Source organism: Nocardia sp. NPDC050630 (genome assembly GCF_044457245.1).
Classification (GTDB): domain Bacteria; phylum Actinomycetota; class Actinomycetes; order Mycobacteriales; family Mycobacteriaceae; genus Nocardia.
On the sequence record NZ_JBITGN010000002.1, the window covers coordinates 620,512 to 637,171 of the forward strand.

At 64.8% G+C, this 16,660-nt stretch carries 16 protein-coding genes; 8 read left to right on the plus strand and 8 right to left on the minus strand.

Features of this window, described 5'->3' with window-relative positions; genetic code table 11:
- Positions 1 to 25: 25 nt before the first annotated feature.
- The 4 genes from ACIBG0_RS10285 to ACIBG0_RS10300 are packed head-to-tail and all read right to left on the minus strand — an operon-like array spanning position 26 to position 3,600.
- Positions 26 to 991 carry a glycine betaine ABC transporter substrate-binding protein gene (locus ACIBG0_RS10285; protein ID WP_397031132.1) on the minus strand — a complete coding sequence of 322 codons (966 nt, stop codon included), beginning with the start codon at positions 989 to 991 and terminating at the stop codon, positions 26 to 28.
- Positions 988 to 1,767 carry an ABC transporter permease gene (locus ACIBG0_RS10290; RefSeq protein ID WP_397031134.1) on the minus strand — a complete coding sequence of 260 codons (780 nt, stop codon included), beginning with the start codon at positions 1,765 to 1,767 and terminating at the stop codon, positions 988 to 990. The genes ACIBG0_RS10285 and ACIBG0_RS10290 overlap by 4 nt, the downstream gene beginning before the upstream one ends.
- Positions 1,764 to 2,957: an ABC transporter ATP-binding protein gene (locus ACIBG0_RS10295; RefSeq protein ID WP_397031136.1), complete on the minus strand. Its 1,194-nt coding sequence runs from the start codon at positions 2,955 to 2,957 to the stop codon at positions 1,764 to 1,766. Before ACIBG0_RS10295 ends, ACIBG0_RS10290 begins: the two co-directional genes overlap by 4 nt.
- Positions 2,950 to 3,600 carry an ABC transporter permease gene (locus ACIBG0_RS10300; protein WP_397031252.1) on the minus strand — a complete coding sequence of 217 codons (651 nt, stop codon included), beginning with the start codon at positions 3,598 to 3,600 and terminating at the stop codon, positions 2,950 to 2,952. Before ACIBG0_RS10300 ends, ACIBG0_RS10295 begins: the two co-directional genes overlap by 8 nt.
- A 214-nt stretch (positions 3,601 to 3,814) precedes the next feature.
- Here ACIBG0_RS10300 and ACIBG0_RS10305 point away from each other — a divergent pair, with 214 nt between their 5' ends.
- The 3 genes from ACIBG0_RS10305 to ACIBG0_RS10315 all read left to right on the plus strand — a co-directional run bounded on the left by ACIBG0_RS10305 (position 3,815) and on the right by ACIBG0_RS10315 (position 6,658).
- Positions 3,815 to 4,405, plus strand: coding sequence for a CHAP domain-containing protein (locus tag ACIBG0_RS10305; RefSeq protein WP_397031138.1), 591 nt, complete (start codon positions 3,815 to 3,817; stop codon positions 4,403 to 4,405).
- Between the two features lie 237 nt (positions 4,406 to 4,642).
- Positions 4,643 to 5,770: a hypothetical protein gene (locus tag ACIBG0_RS10310; RefSeq protein ID WP_397031140.1), complete on the plus strand. Its 1,128-nt coding sequence runs from the start codon at positions 4,643 to 4,645 to the stop codon at positions 5,768 to 5,770.
- 180 nt (positions 5,771 to 5,950) lie between these two features.
- Positions 5,951 to 6,658, plus strand: coding sequence for a DUF1906 domain-containing protein (locus ACIBG0_RS10315; RefSeq protein ID WP_397031141.1), 708 nt, complete (start codon positions 5,951 to 5,953; stop codon positions 6,656 to 6,658).
- Between the two features lie 79 nt (positions 6,659 to 6,737).
- On the opposite strand, the gene ACIBG0_RS10320 is transcribed toward ACIBG0_RS10315, so the two are convergent.
- Positions 6,738 to 7,115 (minus strand): hypothetical protein, encoded by a 378-nt coding sequence (locus ACIBG0_RS10320; RefSeq protein WP_397031142.1) that lies wholly within the window; start codon positions 7,113 to 7,115, stop codon positions 6,738 to 6,740.
- 201 nt (positions 7,116 to 7,316) lie between these two features.
- Positions 7,317 to 8,084 (minus strand): hypothetical protein, encoded by a 768-nt coding sequence (locus ACIBG0_RS10325; RefSeq protein ID WP_397031144.1) that lies wholly within the window; start codon positions 8,082 to 8,084, stop codon positions 7,317 to 7,319.
- A 444-nt stretch (positions 8,085 to 8,528) separates the two neighbouring features.
- Here ACIBG0_RS10325 and ACIBG0_RS10330 point away from each other — a divergent pair, with 444 nt between their 5' ends.
- Positions 8,529 to 9,755: a mannosyltransferase gene (locus tag ACIBG0_RS10330; RefSeq protein ID WP_397031146.1), complete on the plus strand. Its 1,227-nt coding sequence runs from the start codon at positions 8,529 to 8,531 to the stop codon at positions 9,753 to 9,755.
- On the opposite strand, the gene ACIBG0_RS10335 is transcribed toward ACIBG0_RS10330, so the two are convergent.
- Together ACIBG0_RS10335 and ACIBG0_RS10340 are read right to left on the minus strand one after the other, a co-directional pair.
- Positions 9,694 to 9,990 (minus strand): 4a-hydroxytetrahydrobiopterin dehydratase, encoded by a 297-nt coding sequence (locus tag ACIBG0_RS10335; protein ID WP_397031148.1) that lies wholly within the window; start codon positions 9,988 to 9,990, stop codon positions 9,694 to 9,696. The two genes, ACIBG0_RS10330 and ACIBG0_RS10335, sit on opposite strands and share 62 nt — an antisense overlap.
- A 128-nt stretch (positions 9,991 to 10,118) precedes the next feature.
- The gene (locus ACIBG0_RS10340) at positions 10,119 to 10,295 is read right to left on the minus strand and encodes a hypothetical protein (protein WP_085998628.1); all 177 of its coding nucleotides are present in this window, start codon (positions 10,293 to 10,295) and stop codon (positions 10,119 to 10,121) included.
- A 153-nt stretch (positions 10,296 to 10,448) separates the two neighbouring features.
- Here ACIBG0_RS10340 and typA point away from each other — a divergent pair, with 153 nt between their 5' ends.
- From typA to ACIBG0_RS10360, 4 genes are all read left to right on the plus strand, one after another.
- Entirely contained in the window at positions 10,449 to 12,347 is a 1,899-nt protein-coding gene (typA, locus tag ACIBG0_RS10345; protein ID WP_397031150.1) for a translational GTPase TypA, read from the plus strand.
- A 55-nt stretch (positions 12,348 to 12,402) separates the two neighbouring features.
- Positions 12,403 to 14,127 (plus strand): ABC transporter family substrate-binding protein, encoded by a 1,725-nt coding sequence (locus tag ACIBG0_RS10350; protein ID WP_397031254.1) that lies wholly within the window; start codon positions 12,403 to 12,405, stop codon positions 14,125 to 14,127.
- Positions 14,124 to 15,002, plus strand: a complete 879-nt coding sequence (gene mshB / locus ACIBG0_RS10355; protein WP_397031152.1) for an N-acetyl-1-D-myo-inositol-2-amino-2-deoxy-alpha-D-glucopyranoside deacetylase — start codon at positions 14,124 to 14,126, stop codon at positions 15,000 to 15,002. The genes ACIBG0_RS10350 and mshB overlap by 4 nt, the downstream gene beginning before the upstream one ends.
- Positions 15,003 to 15,092: 90 nt before the next feature.
- Complete coding sequence (locus ACIBG0_RS10360; RefSeq protein WP_397031154.1) at positions 15,093 to 16,559, plus strand: amino acid permease; 1,467 nt, start codon at positions 15,093 to 15,095, stop codon at positions 16,557 to 16,559.
- Positions 16,560 to 16,660 lie beyond the last annotated feature (101 nt).

Consider the following 16,660-nt stretch of genomic DNA (forward strand, 5'->3'; position numbering starts at 1 on the left):
CGCAAAGTGCACGCTCAGACCCATATCACCGGGCCGTGACGAACCCTTGCGCCACCATCCAATCCCGTGCTACCTCAGCGGGTTCGCGGCCATCCACATCGACCTGGCGGTTCAATTCGGTGATCGCCTCATTGGTCAGCTTCTTCGATATCGGCGCCATGATATCGGCGACCTGTGGATGTGCCTCCGCGAAGGACTTTCGCATGACCAGCGCCGCATTGTATTTCGGAAAGAACCCCAAGTCGTCCTTCAGTAAGACGAGCCCGAGCGCCGGAATCCGGCCGTCGGTGGCGGCGACCGAACCGAACCGGCACTGCTTGGCATCGGCGGTCGCCTGATAGACCACCGCATCCTGCACGATCTGCTTATGCACTTTGCCGACATCGATACCGTATTTGCGCGCCATGCCGGGATAACCGTCTTGGCGCACATTGAATTCGGTGCCGACGCATGTCGCGGCCGCGGCTGGATCGGTGACGATCAGCCGAGCGTAGTCGGACAGCGTGACAACACCGGTCTCCTTCGCGGTGTCGGCGCTCATCACCAGCGCGTAGGTGTTGTTCATCGGGGCCATATCCGTCCACACGATGCCGTGCGCGGCCAGATCCGCGTCGCGAACCGCCTCGAACTGCCCGACCTCATCCGGAACCGGTGTCTCGTTGCCGAGATAGTTGATCCACCCGGTCCCGGTGTATTCGTAGGAGATATCGATCTGACCGTGCAACTGGGCATCACGGACACTGTTGGAGCCTTGGATATTCGTCAGATCCCGTACCTGTGCACCCGCCGCGGACAGGGCGAATTCGATGAGGTATCCGAGGATGTTCTGCTCGGTGAAATCCTTGGAGCCCACCGTAATCGAGACCCCGTCGAGTTCCGGTACCGGACGAATACTGCCTGGCCCCACCCGCAGCGGCACCGCGCTTCCGGACTGCAATCCGCAGGCGCTCAATAGGAATACGGCCGCAACACCCAGCACCAACGCTTTCACTTCAACCCCCTCGGCCCCAGGTACTGTTCGGCCAGCGCGCCCAGCCAATCGACGAGCAGCGCCAGCGCGACCGCGAGGACCGCACCGACCACCAACGTGACGTTATCGCGCAGCTTGTATCCGGTATCGATCAGAATGCCGAGACCGCCCGCGCTCACCAGGAACGACAGCGTCGCGGTGCCCACGGCGAGCACCAGCGAGGTGCGCAGCCCGGCGAGGATATAGGGGATCGCGAGCGGAAATTCGATGCGGCGCAATACCATGAGCGCCGACATGCCCTGGCCGCGTCCGGCGTCGATGACCGCCGGATCCACCTGCTGGTAGCCCAGGATCGTATTGCGCAGTACCGGAAGCAGCGAATAGAACGCGATCGGCGCGACGCCGATCCAGAAGCCGGTGGTGCGGGTGGCGAGGTAGAACAGCACGATCAGACCGATCGCAGGAGCTGCGGCGCCGATATTGGCGATACCGACGAAAAGCGGTGCTAGGCGGCGGTATCCGGGCCGGGTGAGCAGTGTTCCCAGCGGCACCGCGACCGCGACGACGATTACCACCACTGTCGCGGTGATCAGCACATGCTGCCAGGTGGCGGTAACGATATTGGATACGCTGATGCTGGCCTGCTGGGTGGCGGTGAGATCGCGCCGGAATGCCCACACCAGCACACCCGCGGTCAGTACGAGCACGAGCGCCGGTTGGACCAGCAGCCGAATGCGTTCGGCCCGACGCAGTGTCGTCGGCGATGCTGTGGCCGCAGCGGTCGTCGCCGTGGTCATGAAGTCGCATCCATCTCCGCGCCCGCATGCGTGGCGCGCATGGCCGACAGATGGCCGACGAGCGTATCGATCGTGATCAATCCGGCGTATTCGCCACGTCGACCGGTGACGACCGCGGTCGCGGTTTGCTCGGCCAGCAACGCCTCCAATGCATCCTGCAGCGTCGACTGCAGCGATAGCTGCTCACCGACCGGGGATCCGACGGTACGCAGCGAATCCGCCTGTGCCAGTTGCTCTCTCGACACCCAGCGCAAGGGCCGCTGCTGCGCGTCGAGAATCAGTGCCCACGGCCAATCCAGTCCGGCCAGCGCGGCGCGGAGATTGTCGACCGAATCGGACTCCGGGGCCGTCGGGCAGCTGCCGAGGTCGACATCGCGGACCCGGGTGAGGGTGAGCTGTTTGAGCGAGGCATCCGCGCCGACGAAACCGGCCACGGTCTCGTCCGCGGGATCGGCCAGGATCGCCGCAGGGGTGTCGTATTGCAGAATCCGAGATTGTTTGCCCAGCACTGCGATTCGATCGCCGAGCTTCACCGCTTCATTGAAATCGTGGGTGACGAACACGATGGTCTTACCCAGTTCGGATTGCAAGCGCAGCAGCTCGTCCTGCAGCAGACCACGGGTGATCGGATCGACCGCACCGAACGGCTCGTCCATCAGCAGCACCGGCGGATCGGCCGCCAAAGCGCGAGCCACCCCGACGCGCTGCTGCTGGCCGCCCGAGAGCTGCCGAGGATAGCGATGACGATAGGTATCGGGATCGAGGCCGACCAGTTCGAGCATTTCGTCGGTCCGCGCGGCGACCTTCTTGCGATCCCAACCGATCAGACCGGGCACTGTCGCAATATTCTTCGCGACCGTCAGATGCGGAAACAATCCCGCCTGCTGGATGGAATAGCCGATGCCCCTGCGCAATTGGTCCGGATTCACCCCGGTGACATCGCGACCGCCGATCGTGATGGTGCCAGAGGTCGGTTCGATGAGGCGGTTGATCATCCGCATGGTGGTGGTCTTACCGCAGCCGGAGGGTCCGACGAGGACGACGATTTCGCCCGCGGGGATGGTCAGCGAGACGCGGTCTACCGCCGGATCTCGTTGGCCCGGATACTGTTTGGTGACCTCATCGAGCACGATCTCGACGCCGGATACCGCCGATGTCCCACTGTCGCCGCGGATTTCGGTATCAGTCACGTATTCCCCTCGAGGTGGTGAGTCGCCCGACGATGACGAAGATCCCATCGAGGACCAGCGCGAGTACGACTATCAGGATCGTGCCGACCAGCGCCTGCGGCACCGCATTCGGACTACCGAGCCGGGCTAGGCCGGAGAAGATCAGATTGCCGAGTCCGGGCCCCTTGGCATAGGCGGCAATGGCCAGAATGCCCATGATCATCTGCGTGCTGACCCGCATTCCGGTCAGAATCGATGGCCAGGCCAGCGGCAATTCGATGCGCGCGAGAACTCGCAGCCGATTCATCCCGACCCCGCGCGCGGCATCCACGATCGCCGGATCCACCGAGGCCAACCCGATGATGGTGTTGCGCAGAATCGGCAGCAGGGCATAGAGCACCAGCGCGGAAATCGTTGGTCCGACACCGAGTCCGAGTAATGGAATCAGCAGCCCGAGCAGCGCGAACGATGGGACGGTGAGAATGGCGCTTGCCAGCGCTGTCGCTACCGAGGATCCGAACGGACTGCGGTAGACCAGCACTCCGATCAGCACCGCCACGATCGTCGCCAGCAGAATCGACTGCACCACCGCCGAGACATGCAAATACGAATCGGTGACCAGCTGCGCGCGTCGATGCACCACGAACGTCCACAGTGTGTCCAGGGCCGTACCTCCGTTCGTGAAACGTGTCGAATACGCGGCACGCTTGCACGACCTGACGAATCAGAGCACCGCACGCTATCACTGAATGTCCTGTGTTGAAAGGAAATTGGGAACAGTCGCAACCTCCACCACATCGGCGGGAACCTCGTGGCGGACCCATTCGTCCTACTGATCGAGAGTCGAATCCTGCAGGGGAGTATGGGGGGTGCATGAGGTGGCCGAGCGGAGACGGTATGTGTGGCCGGTGTTCGGCCTGGTGGTGGTTGCGCTGGTCGCGGTGGGGGTTGTCGGAGTGCGCTGGTGGCAGGATCGCGCACAACCCGCCATCGCGGGAGACCGCTTGACCGCATTTCCCGCGATCGACAGGTCCGGGCTGGACCCCACCCAGGGGCGGATCGTCGCGGTCCTCGAACGCGAATTCGAGGCACCGGGCGATGGTCCGAAGTATGCCGAGGGGGCCGACGAACCGTGGTGCGCCGACTTCGTCAGTTGGGTGCTGCGGGAGGCGGGGGCGCCGCTGGCCAATCCGAATTCCGGATCGTGGCGGATTCCGGGTGTGTACACGCTGGAGGAGTACTACCAGGGCGTCGACCGCTTCGCGCCGATCGGTTCGGAATATCAGCCGCGCACCGGTGACGTGCTGCTCTACGCCGAGGGGAGCCCCTTCAGCCAGCACACGAATTTCGTGCTCACGGCCGCGAACGGGACCGTGACGACCATGGGCGGGAATGAATTCGGCGAGGTCGCGATCCACCGTTTCGCACTGGCGCAGGTGCCAGGGGTGGTGGGATTCGGCCGTTTGTGAATAGGGTTGGTACTCAGCTGGTCTTCCTAGTGGCTATGCATTGTCGGCGGGTCCTCCGCTAGCACTTACCATTGACTAGGCGGCGCCCGGCAGCGCCGTCTTTCGGTCCCTGTCCTGCTACCCCCTCATCAGCAGGACAGGGACCCCGGGTGGGGGCATGTCGGCCCGACCTCGCCGAAATCCGCGTCGCGTACCGTGTCGGTTGTCCGTTGAGAGGTGAGGGTTTCGGAAACTCTGATGCTGCCCATCGAGGAAAAGGCCGATGATCCGGTGTGGATCGACTACGCCGATTTCGGAGAAAGGTTCGTCACCCACGCGGTGACGGCCCAACGGATCGAGGCCGCGGTCTCCGCGATGACCGATCACGGTGTCGCCATCGGTCCGTTCTCCCTCGGACCGGTGGGTTTGGCCGGATTCATGGCCGAGGGCAAGGTGGGCAAGCCGGTCGTGCTGCGGAGCGGTCCGCATGTCACCTTCGAGGTAACCGTGCCGCTGACGATGTCGGTGAAGGTGCTGCTCGGCGGACGGAAAATGCGGCTGGAGGCGGTTGCCGAAATCGATCTCACACTGCACGCGCGGACCGCGGACCCGCTGCTCATCGTCATCGATATCCCGCCGATCACCTCACGTGACGTCAGCTTCGTGCTGCGTGCCCAGGCCATCGACTCGGCGTGGGAATGGTTGCTCGATCCGATCGCCGGGGTGGTGCAGCGCGAGGTCGCCAATCGGGTGAATGCGATGCTCGCCGAACCGCAGGCCCGGCGCGGCCGGGTCTTCGACGTCGAGGCCATCATCAATGAAGTCCGGTCCGAGCACGTCGACCGGGCCGAATTCGACTGGATCGGCTATGACGAATTCGGACATCAGTTCTTCTCCCGCATTGTGACCCGTGATCGGGTCTTCGAATTCGTGGAGCGGATGGCGGGCCGCCCGATCGAGGTCGGGCCGCTGCGCACCGGACCGCGCGACTCCGCCACCGTCACGGTGCAGGGCAATGTGCGAACGCCGCAATTGGCGGATCGCTCGGACGAGCCGGTGTCCTTCGATCTCATCCTGCCGGTGAGCCTGGACATCACCGTCGATGTGCTCAAGGCCAACCGATACCGCGCCGAGGTCGAGATTCCACTGGTGCTAACCGCGCGGGCGGCCGATCCACTGCTGATCGTCGTCGATGTGCCGCCGCCAGCACCCAATGACCTGCGGCTCGAGTTCAAGGCACGCGGAATGCGGGCGGCGACGCTCGGTGCGCTGGCCGGTATCAAAAAGCAGGTCATCGCGCAGGTTGCCGAGGTGGTGCGCCACGAGCTCAGCGACAGCTCGGGCCGCACGATCGATGTCGCGGCGCGGCTCGACAGTATCGCCTAGAACCAGCTATTGACCTGTGTGGCCAGTGTGAACTTCTGTTTCTAGTGGGTCTAGCGGTTCCAATGTGAATATGGTGAAATGAGTGCACGTTCGAGGCTCCCGGCGCTCGAGTGAACCTTGGGGAAGGTGCGCCGGGCACGCTGCCTGTCCATGACCGGTGTTGCGCGAAGGAGTCCTGCGATGCGTTCCATTTCTGTGTCTCGCCGCCAGTTGTTCGCCTACACCGCCGCGGGCGCCGCCGTCGGGATCACCGCAGCCCGCGCTTCAGCGGCCGGTGTGCTCGGCACCCTTGTCGATTACGCGGGCGGCGTTCCGTCCGCCGACGCGATCCTGGATGACGGTCACCTCGGCGTCATCCGCTACGTTTCCGATCGTCGTCCGGGCGCCGAATGGATGGAGGGGAAGCCGTTACGCGCCGAGGAGGTCGACCAACTACACGTCGCCGGTCTGACGATCGTGTCGAACTACCAGTTCGGCAAGGGTGCGACCGCCGACTGGCGCGGCGGCCTGGAGGCGGGCAAGAAGCATGCCGATCGCGGCCTGGAACTGCATCTGGCCGCGGGTGGTCCGGAGAATCGCCCCATCTACGCCTCCATCGATGACAATCCGTCCCCAGCCGATTTCGCGAGCATGATCGCGCCGTACATCCTCGGCTGGGAGTCGGTGCTCGGCAAGCAGAACGTCGGCATCTACGCCAATGCGCCGACCATCGAACTGGCACGGTCCGCAGGCTTGGGTTCCTGGTACTGGCAGCACAATTGGGGCACGCCCAAGGGTTTCGTACACCCCGCCGCGCACCTGCACCAGATCGAAATCGACAAACGCGCCATCGACGGCATCGGCGTCGACGTCAACAACATCCTCACCGCCGAATACGGCCAGTGGTGACTACGGATCAAGATCAGGTGGCACTGCTGGCGGGGATTCTCGAACGATGCCGCCATGGATTCCAACTGATCTTGATCGGTTAGGTTTGGCAGTGGCAGGTGGGGGCTAGGCGGAGTTCGGGTTCGTCGTCGGGGACGACGCGGAGGGTGGGGCGGTTTTCGGGGGCCTCATGGTTGCCTCGCCAGGAGAAGAGGGACCAGCGAGAGATGCCGGAGAAGGCGGAGCCGAGGCTGCCGATGGAGAAGGAGGAGATCACCGAGCCGAAGGAGCCGACAGCGCCGATGGACAGCACCGAGCCCACACTGCCGATCGATAGGATCGAGTAGGCCGAGCCGATGGACAGGATCGAGCCTTCCGAGCGGAAAGACAGGATCGATCGACGCGATCGCCTGCTCCGGATCGAGTGACCCGGGCGGATCGGGGGACGGGACCGGAGCGAATCATCGACAGTCGCCATGTATTCGGTCTACCACAGTTCTCGGGGGGCTACGCAGTTACCGAACGATTCGCGCCATGTGTGGAAACGTTTCGCGACAACAGATTTCGTAGGTACATCGGCGGCGCAGGCATGACTACATGCTCTCTTGCATGCCAGCCGCCGACGTTTACCTTCAGGCGCCTGAGTCCCGGCGCCTGAAGGTTCGAGGAGGCGGGGAGCCTAGGCGACGGTGAAGAAGCCGAGCGTCGGCAGGAACGAGCAGGTTCGCGGGTCGGCGTCATCGGCCTTGGTGGTCAGCGAACCCCCGACGACCGCGACGACCCGGCCCGAGCCGGTGTTGACGATCGCCGAGAGCGTGGCCGGACCATCCGGGTTGATATGCGCCTCGTCGGTCAGCGGCTGAACGCCGGACTGACGGGTGTCGAGATTGAGCCACTGGACCGTCATCGGCGGATTCTGCTCCGGTGTCGGCGACTTGGTGCCGAGTGCGGTGAATACGAATCCGGTCTGACCGGCCTGCGGTCCCGGCGGCGGCAGCTCGGCCGGACCGGGAACGGCAAGTGCGGTACCGATCGAATCGGCGCCGGGGCCGATGCAGCCCTTGCCGATGGTCGGGTAGAGGAACTGGGCGATGGCCGGTCCACCCTGGGGGACTTCCGGGCCGCCGCCGCCGCTGCCGTCCAGGAAGGTGATGATCCGTTCCAGTGTGGACTTGATCTGCGGCGGCAGGTTCAGCGCGTTGAGCAGGGCTCGGACCTGATCGAGGATGGCGTTCTTCGGCGCATCCGCGATGGGCTTGGCATCGGCCGGCCCGGCGATGGCGCCGACGATGGCCGGGGCCAGCGAGGCGAGCGTATCGATCGGGACGCCCTCGGGAACCATCGGAATGGTGTTCCGCGATGCGATGGGGGCGGGGGCCGGTGCCGCGACTGCCGTCGACGGCGCGGCGAGCGAAGCGCTCGCTGCGATGGCGAGCGCGGACAACATGATCCGCGATCCTCGGGTGCGAAGCACTGGTCTAGCCGTCCTTAACCTCGGGTACATCACAGGAGCGATGCAAAAAGCCATCGTTTCGGGGTCACTCTAGGGACAAGAGCGCCATGTTGTACAGCCGACGTGCCCCTACTTCTGTTGTGGACGATCAGTGTTATCAGACGCTACCGCTCCTCTGGTGTTACCAGAGTGAAAGGTGATGCAAATGTTATCAGTGTTGACTGTCGGCCTGGCCAGGTTGCGCGGTACGCAAGCTACCTTCTCGGGGCTCGACAACGCACGCCGTGCCGATAAGGTGTGACCCTTCGTGGCCACGCAAGCTACCTGCTACGGGCTCGACTGTTCATGCCGGGGTCGGTCCAGGGGATTGATGGGATCTCTCGCGGCGGCGGTTAGGCTAGTCGCAGCCTTCCCGGAACCGACTCGAAAGCCTGCGAATTGAACCGAAGCCTCCGATTGGCTGTGCCGGTGCTCGGTCTGTCCGTGTTGGCCAGGCTGCTGTGGATGCTGCTGACGAAGAACGGGATGAATCTCGTCGATCTGCACGTCTATGTCGACGGTTCGGCGGCCCTACTGACCGACCGTCTGTACGACTTCACCTACGCCGAGAAGACCCCGGACTTCCCGCTGCCGTTCACCTATCCGCCGTTCGCGGCGCTGGTCTTCTTTCCGCTGCACTACTTTCCGTTCACCGGGATCGCGGTGCTCTGGCTGCTTGCGATTGTCGTCGCGCTGTATGCGGTGGTGTGGATCGCCTTCGAATTGATCCTCGGCGCGGAGCGGATGCGCGAGCCGCGGTGGCGCACCGCCGCGGTGTGGTGGACCGCGATCGGCATCTGGATGGAGCCGGTGCGGACCACGATCGACTACGGTCAGGTCAATGTGTTCCTGGTGCTCGGGGCCATGCTCGCGGTGCGCAGTTCGCGATGGTGGCTCTCCGGCGGATTGATCGGTGTGATCGCGGGAATCAAACTGACACCGGCGATTTCGGGGCTGTACTTCGTGGCCCGGCGGCGGTGGGGGACCGCGGTGTGGTCGGCGGTGGTTTTCGGAGCGACGGTCGCGGTGAGCTTCCTGATCAACCACAAGGAGGCCAAGCGGTACTTCGGCACGCTGCTCGGTGACGCGGATCGGATCGGTCCGGTGGGTTCGGTCTGGAATCAGTCGCTACGCGGGGCGCTGAGCCGTCTGCTCGGCCATGACGTCCAATCCGGGCCGTGGTGGTCGGCGGCCGTCGTTGTGGTCGCTGTGCTGGCCTTCTTCGCTTGGCGCGCATTGGATCCCGATGATCGGTTGGGCACCCTGATCATCGTGCAGCTGTTCGGGCTGATGGTTTCGCCCATCTCGTGGTCGCATCACTTCGTGTGGCTGCTGCCCACGGTGATGTGGTTGCTGTACGGGCCGCTGCGGCAGGCGTCCGGCGCTCGGATTCTCGCCGGGTATTGGCTGGTCGTAACCCTCGTGGGCGTGCCGTGGGTGCTCTCGTTCGCCCAGCCGTCGATTTGGACTATCTCGCGGCCGGGGGTGCTGTCCTGGCTCGGCGCTGTCGACGTGCTCGGCGTACTGGTGCTCTACGGCTGGGTGATCTGGTCCGGGCACATGGTCAATCGGATTGCGCCGCAAGGCGATCTATCTCGCGAGCCAGCGACACATCAAGCGCCGTGAGTCCGCCCGAGTCGTGGGTCGACAGACTGAATCGCACTCGACGCCAGCGGATATCGATATCCGGATGATGGTTCGCTTTCTCGGCGACTTCGGCGACTTGACGCACTAGTTCGATACCCGCCGGAAAGGTTTTCGCCTCGACCGTGCGGGTGATGGTGTCGCCGGACCGGGTCCAGTCCGACAGTTCGGTCAAAGCTTCGGTGAGTTCTGCCTCGGTTAGTTTGCGTTCGCTCATGCCTGCGCCTCGCTCGGCTCCGGTATGACCGCTCGGGCGGCTGTGTTGTCTGTTCGCTCACTGCGTTCGCTCATATACGAGGTGTACCCCGAGAGTCGCGAGCCCATCACCGAATCCGAATTCGTCGATCAGGCGGCGCGGGCCTTCTTGAGGCCCTTCTTCAGTTCCTTACCGCAGCAACCGGCCGCTTCCAGGCGTTTCATCCGCATGATGACAACGGGGCACTTCAAGCAGCGCGTCTTCTTGCGACAGCACTTCTTCTTCGGTTTGAGGCTGGAAACCTTCTTCGCCTTCACCTTGCCCATGATTGGTTAGCATACCCTTAGTGGAGTGCGTGGTCGGCGAGCCACCGGGATGCCGGTACTGTGTAACTGGCCGCAATGCCCTGGTGAGTTTCGATTCTCCACCTGTTTGCAAGGGTCGGCCGGCATCTATACCAACAGCAGGAGGATTGAGGCGTGTCGTCTGCACGCGATTTTCGCAACGTCGCCATCGTGGCCCACGTCGACCACGGTAAGACGACGCTGGTCGACGCCATGCTGCGCCAGTCCGGCGCCTTCGCCGAACGCGCCGAGCTCGTCGATCGCGTGATGGACTCCGGTGACCTGGAGCGCGAGAAGGGCATCACCATTCTCGCCAAGAACACCGCGGTGCACCGGCACCACCCGGACGGTTCGGTCACCGTGATCAACGTGATCGATACGCCCGGCCACGCCGACTTCGGTGGCGAGGTCGAGCGCGGACTGTCCATGGTCGACGGTGTCGTGCTGCTGGTCGACGCGTCCGAGGGGCCGCTGCCGCAGACCCGCTTCGTGCTGCGCAAGGCGCTGGCCGCGAAGTTGCCGGTGATCCTGGTGGTGAACAAGACCGACCGCCCCGACGCCCGCATCGAAGAGGTCGTCGAGGAGAGCCACGATCTGTTGCTCGACCTGGCCTCCGATCTGGACGACGAGGCCGCCGAGGCCGCCGAACTCGCGCTGGACCTGCCGGTCCTCTACGCCTCCGGCCGTGCGGGCAAGGCCTCGAAGGAGCGTCCCGAGAACGGCAGCGCCCCGGCCGCGGAGAACCTGGACGCGCTGTTCGACGTCCTGCTGGAGAACATCCCGGCGCCAAAGGGCGATCCGACCGCGCCGCTGCAGGCGCACGTCACCAACCTCGACGCCTCGGCCTTCCTCGGTCGCCTCGCGCTGGTCCGCATCTACAGCGGTGAGCTGCGCAAGGGCCAGAATGTCGCGTGGATGCACGCCGACGGCGTCAAGCAGGTCAAGATCACCGAACTGTTGCAGACCATCGGCGTCGAGCGGCAGCCAGGAGAGGTCGCGGTGGCCGGTGACATCGTCGCCATCGCGGGCATTCCGGACATCATGATCGGCGATACCCTGGCCGATATCGACAATCCCGTCGCGCTGCCGCGCATCACGGTCGACGAGCCCGCCATCTCGGTCACCATCGGCACCAATACCTCGCCGCTGGTCGGTCGGGTGCAGGGCCACAAGTTGACCGCCCGCATGGTGAAGTCGCGGCTGGACGCCGAACTGGTCGGCAATGTCTCGCTGCGCGTGCTCGACATCGGCCGCCCGGACGCCTGGGAGGTGCAAGGGCGCGGTGAGCTGGCGCTGGCCATTCTGGTCGAGCAGATGCGTCGCGAAGGCTTCGAATTGACCGTCGGCAAGCCGCAGGTGGTCACCAAGCAGGTCGACGGCAAGGTCCACGAGCCCTACGAAGAGCTGACCATCGACTGCCCCGACGAGTACCTCGGTGCGATCACCCAGTTGCTGGCCGCCCGCAAGGGCAAGATGGTCCAGATGAACAACCACGCCGCGGGTTGGGTACGGATGGAGTTCATCGTTCCCTCGCGCGGCCTGATCGGGTTCCGCACCGACTTCCTCACCGAAACCCGCGGCACCGGCATCGCCAACGCGGTCTCACACGGTTACGCACCGTGGGCCGGAGAGATCCGCGCCCGCCACACCGGTTCGCTGGTCTCCGACCGCGCTGGCTCGGTGACCCCGTTCGCCATGATCCAGCTGGCCGATCGCGGTCAGTTCTTCGTGGAGCCGGGTGCGGACACCTACGAGGGGCATGTCGTCGGCATCAACCCGCGCGCCGAGGATCTCGATATCAATGTCACGCGCGAGAAGAAGCTGACCAATATGCGCAGCTCGACCGCCGATGTGATGGAGACGCTCGCCAAGCCGCTGCAGCTCGATCTGGAGGCGGCGATGGAGTTCTGTGCCGCCGACGAATGCGTCGAGGTCACACCGGAGATCGTGCGGGTGCGCAAGGTCATCCTCGGTGCCACCGAACGTGGGCGCGAACTGTCGCGACGCAAGGCTCGGGACCGGGCGGCGCTGTAGGACAAGTAGAGTGCGGCACGTGAGCTCGGGGGCTATACGACGCGCGACGCTGATCATGATGGCGGCCTCCTCTATGGTGCTCGCCGGCTGCACCGCGAATCCGCCACCGCCGATCGAGAGCACCGACAGCCCGAAGACGACACCGGCCAAGCCCGGCAAGAACACGGTCGTGGTGGCCATCGATGACATCGGCATCGGGTTCAATCCGCATTTGCGTTCGGATCAGTCACCGGCCACCGCCGCGGTGAGTTCGATGGTGTTGCCGAGCCCGTTCCGGCCGGTGCCGAATCCCGCGGTGCCCGGCGCCACCGAATGGGTGCCGGATACCGCGCTGGTCGTCTCGGCCGAGGTGACCGCGCAGGAACCGTTCACCATCACCTATACGCTGCGCAACCAGGCGAACTGGTCCGATGGTGCGCCGATCGCCGCGGAAGACTTCCGGTTCCTGTGGCAGCAGATGATCACCCAGCCGGGTGTCGTCGACCCGGCTGGTTATCGGCACATCGCCGATATCAGTTCCTCCGGTGGCGGTAAGACGGTCACCGTCACGATGACCGAGGCGTATCCGGCTTGGCGTGAGCTGTTCACGAATCTGCTGCCCTCACATCTGATCAAGGACCAGCCCGGCGGTTTCGCCACCGGTCTGGTCGAGGGAGTTCAGGTGTCGGGCGGCAACTTCCGCATCAAATCGACCGACCGCGGCCGCGATGAGATCCTGCTCGAACGCAACGATCGCTACTGGGGCACCCCGGCCGCGCCGGATCAGATTCTGTTGCGCCGCGGCGGAACTCCGGCGCAGCTGGCCGATTCGCTGCGCACCGGCGATGCGCAGATGGCGCTGGTGCACGGCGGTGTCGCGACCCAGGCGCAGCTGGCGGCGATCCCGTCGGTGCGCACCGTGATCATGCCGCAGTCGCGTGAGCTGCAATTCGCAATCAATGGGCGCAGTGGCGATCTCAGCGATCCGCGGGTGCGGCGCGGGGTGACCGCGCTGATCGATCCGACGCTGCTGGCCACCGTCGCCGGCCAGACCGGTGGCTGGGTCGAGCCGGTGCGCGCGCAGATTCTGACACCGTCGGATCCCGGGTACACCCCGACCGCGCCGCCGCGGCCGTCCGCGGAGGAGGCGTTCGCGCTGCTCGCCGAGGCCGGTTATGGTCGAGCTCCCGAGACGCCGCCGGTGCAGTCGCCGACCTCCCCCGCACCGCAGCCCCGCTCGGTGGCGAAAAACGGTAAGGCACTGGCGATTCGGATCGGCGCGGTAACCGGTGACGCCACCGCGCTCGCTGTCGCCAATACCGCGGCGGACCAATTGCGCAGTGCCGGAATCGATGCCAGCGTGCGCAGTCTCGCGGCCGATACCCTCTACGGCAAGGAACTCACCGAGAGCGGCGTGGACGCCATTGTCGGCTGGGAGGTCGCCGGTTCGGATCCGGCCACCGTGCTCGCCTCGCGCTACGGCTGCCCGCCGGTGGATACCGGTGCCACCAACGGAGATTCGCAGACCGCCATCGAGGCGGCCAAGAAGGCGCCGAGCAATCTGTCCGGCATCTGCGATCCAGGACTGCAGCCCTCGATCGACGAATCGTTGCGCGGTGTCGAGGTCGGCCGGGCGCTGGCCGGGGCCGAGCCGCGGCTGTGGGCATTGGCGACGGTACTGCCGATCGTGCAGGACAATGTGGTCGCCGCATCCGGACCGCGGGTCGACGGTGCGTCGTTGAGCGGTGCCATTCAGGTAGGCATCTTCGGTGATGCGGCGATGTGGCGCAGGATTCCATGACCGGTGGACTGCTGCTCGTGCACGCCCACCCGGACGACGAGTCCATCACCACCGGGGGAACTATCGCGCACTACCGCCGCCGCGGCGTACCGGTGACAGTAGTGACCTGCACGCTCGGTGAAGAGGGTGAGGTCATCGGCGACGAGTGGGCACTTCTGACCGCCGAGCACGCCGATCAGTTGGGCGGCTACCGGATCGCGGAGCTGACTACCGCGTTGGCCGCGTTGCAGGCCGGACCGCCGCGGTTCCTCGGCGGTGCGGGCCGCTGGCGCGACTCCGGGATGGCGGGCACCCCTGCCGCGGAGCATCCGCGGGCCTTCGTGCATTCCGGTGCCGCCGCGGTGGACGCGCTGACCGCGATCATGCTCGAACTGCGGCCCCAGGTGGTCATCGGCTACGACCCGCGCGGCGGCTACGGGCATCCGGACCATATTCGGGCGCATTCGGTCACTTCGGCGGCGGTGACCGCGGCGGCCGAACAGGGCTGGGACACCCCGAAGTTCTATTGGACCGTCACCGATGCGGACATGTTGCGACTGCACACCGAGGCGCTGGCCAGGCGCACCGTGGCGGGGTTGCCCGGCGCATTGCCGCGCGGTTGGCGGTTGCCCGCCGCGGGGGAACTCGCGAGCGTGCCGAGTCATACGGTGACGACGACCGTCGATGTGTCCGATGCGCTGGCCGCCAAGCGGGCGGCGCTGCGGGCACATGCCACGCAGGTGACAGTCGCGCCGTCGGGGCGCGAGTTCGCGCTGTCCAATAATGTTGCGCAGCCGGTGCTTCCGGAGGAGCACTTCATCTTGGTCCGTGGTACACGCGGTGCGGTGGGGGCGGACGGGCGTGAACACGATTTGTTCGCAGGCCTTGATTTCTAGGCGTTGCCTGAGGGTTGCTGTCGCGGCTGTTTTCGACGGCTAGTACGGTCTTTGTGATTTTGGACATCGATGTGGAGGAAAAAGCGGTTCATGACAGCGGTCGGCGACAAAGCCCACCTCAGCATCGAGGATCACGGGTACCACAAGAGTCTCAAACCGCGTCAGCTGCAGATGATCGCCATCGGCGGCGCGATTGGCACCGGTCTGTTCCTCGGTGCCGGTGGTCGGCTGGCGAGTGCTGGACCAGGGCTGTTCCTGGTATACGCGGTCTGCGGTGTCTTCGTATTCTTTATTCTGCGCGCGCTCGGTGAGCTGGTGCTGCACCGGCCGTCGTCCGGTTCGTTCGTTTCCTATGCCCGTGAATTCTTCGGTGAGAAGGCCGCATTCATTGCCGGATGGATGTACTTCCTGAACTGGTCGATGACCGGAATCGCCGATACCACCGCGATTGCCCAATATTTTCACTACTGGGCGGGATTCACGCATATTCCGCAGTGGGTGCTCGCGTTCATCGCGTTGGTGCTCGTGCTGGGGGTCAATCTGGTCTCGGTCAAATGGTTCGGTGAGATGGAATTCTGGGCGGCGCTGGTCAAGGTGGCCGCGCTGAGTGCGTTCCTGATCGTCGGCACGGTATTCCTGATCGGCCGATTCACCGTCAAGGGTGCGGCGACCGGTCCGAGTGTCGTCACCGATCACGGCGGACTGTTCCCGACCGGGATCCTACCGCTGGTAGTGGTCACCTCCGGCGTCGTATTCGCCTATGCCGCAGTGGAATTGGTGGGTACGGCAGCGGGGGAGACGGAGAATCCAGCGAAGATCATGCCGCGCGCGATCAATTCGGTGATCCTGCGGATCGCGGTCTTCTACGTCGGCTCGCTCGTGCTGCTCGGATTGCTGCTGCCCTACACCAGTTACAAGTCCGGCGAGAGCCCGTTCGTCACCTTCTTCACCATGCTCGGTGTGCCGGGCATCGGCAGCATCATGAACGTCGTGGTGCTCACCGCCGCCTTCTCCAGTCTGAATGCGGGCCTGTACTCCACCGGGCGCATTCTGCGGTCGATGTCGATGAACGGTAGCGCGCCCGAGTTCACTGGAGTGATGGGCCGCAACGGTGTGCCCTACGGCGGCATCATGCTGACCAGCCTGATCGCGCTCTGCGGTATCGCGCTCAACGGCATTGTGCCCGAGCGCGCCTTCGAGATCGTGCTGAATATGGCCTCGCTGGGCATCATCGCGTCCTGGGCCACCATCGTGCTGTGCCAGTTGCAGCTGTGGCGCTGGTGGAAACAGGGCAAACTCGAGCGACCGCAGTTTCGCATGTGGGGTGCGCCATGGACCGGCCTGATCACGCTGGTATTCCTGTTCTTCGTGGTGGTGCTCACCGGGGTCGACTATCCGGTCGGCACCTGGACCGTCGCCTCACTCGCTGTGCTCATCCCGGCACTGATCATCGGCTGGTTCGCCGCCCGCAAGCGGGTGCTCGCGATCGCCCGGATGCGTCAGGGCTACACCGGAGAATTCCCGGTCGTCGCAAACATCCCCATTGAAGGTGACTGATTTCGGCTTAGTGAGCGTCCGGGAACTCTTGTCAGCCGTGGCCGCGGGTGAGTTGCCAACGGATTCGGTCGTGCGGGATTCGATGGTGTCGGGTCGGCGAA

Bases quoted from the DNA above. Each gene is read 5' to 3' on its own strand.
- ACIBG0_RS10290 (WP_397031134.1), bottom strand. From the start codon at position 1,767: ATGACCACGGCGACGACCGCTGCGGCCACAGCATCGCCGACGACACTG.
- ACIBG0_RS10310 (WP_397031140.1), top strand. From the start codon at position 4,643: ATGCTGCCCATCGAGGAAAAGGCCGATGATCCGGTGTGGATCGACTAC.
- ACIBG0_RS10315 (WP_397031141.1), top strand. From the start codon at position 5,951: ATGCGTTCCATTTCTGTGTCTCGCCGCCAGTTGTTCGCCTACACCGCC.
- ACIBG0_RS10320 (WP_397031142.1), bottom strand. From the start codon at position 7,115: ATGGCGACTGTCGATGATTCGCTCCGGTCCCGTCCCCCGATCCGCCCG.
- ACIBG0_RS10325 (WP_397031144.1), bottom strand. From the start codon at position 8,084: ATGTTGTCCGCGCTCGCCATCGCAGCGAGCGCTTCGCTCGCCGCGCCG.
- ACIBG0_RS10335 (WP_397031148.1), bottom strand. From the start codon at position 9,990: ATGAGCGAACGCAAACTAACCGAGGCAGAACTCACCGAAGCTTTGACC.
- ACIBG0_RS10340 (WP_085998628.1), bottom strand. From the start codon at position 10,295: ATGGGCAAGGTGAAGGCGAAGAAGGTTTCCAGCCTCAAACCGAAGAAG.
- ACIBG0_RS10350 (WP_397031254.1), top strand. From the start codon at position 12,403: ATGATGGCGGCCTCCTCTATGGTGCTCGCCGGCTGCACCGCGAATCCG.
- mshB (WP_397031152.1), top strand. From the start codon at position 14,124: ATGACCGGTGGACTGCTGCTCGTGCACGCCCACCCGGACGACGAGTCC.
- ACIBG0_RS10360 (WP_397031154.1), top strand. From the start codon at position 15,093: ATGACAGCGGTCGGCGACAAAGCCCACCTCAGCATCGAGGATCACGGG.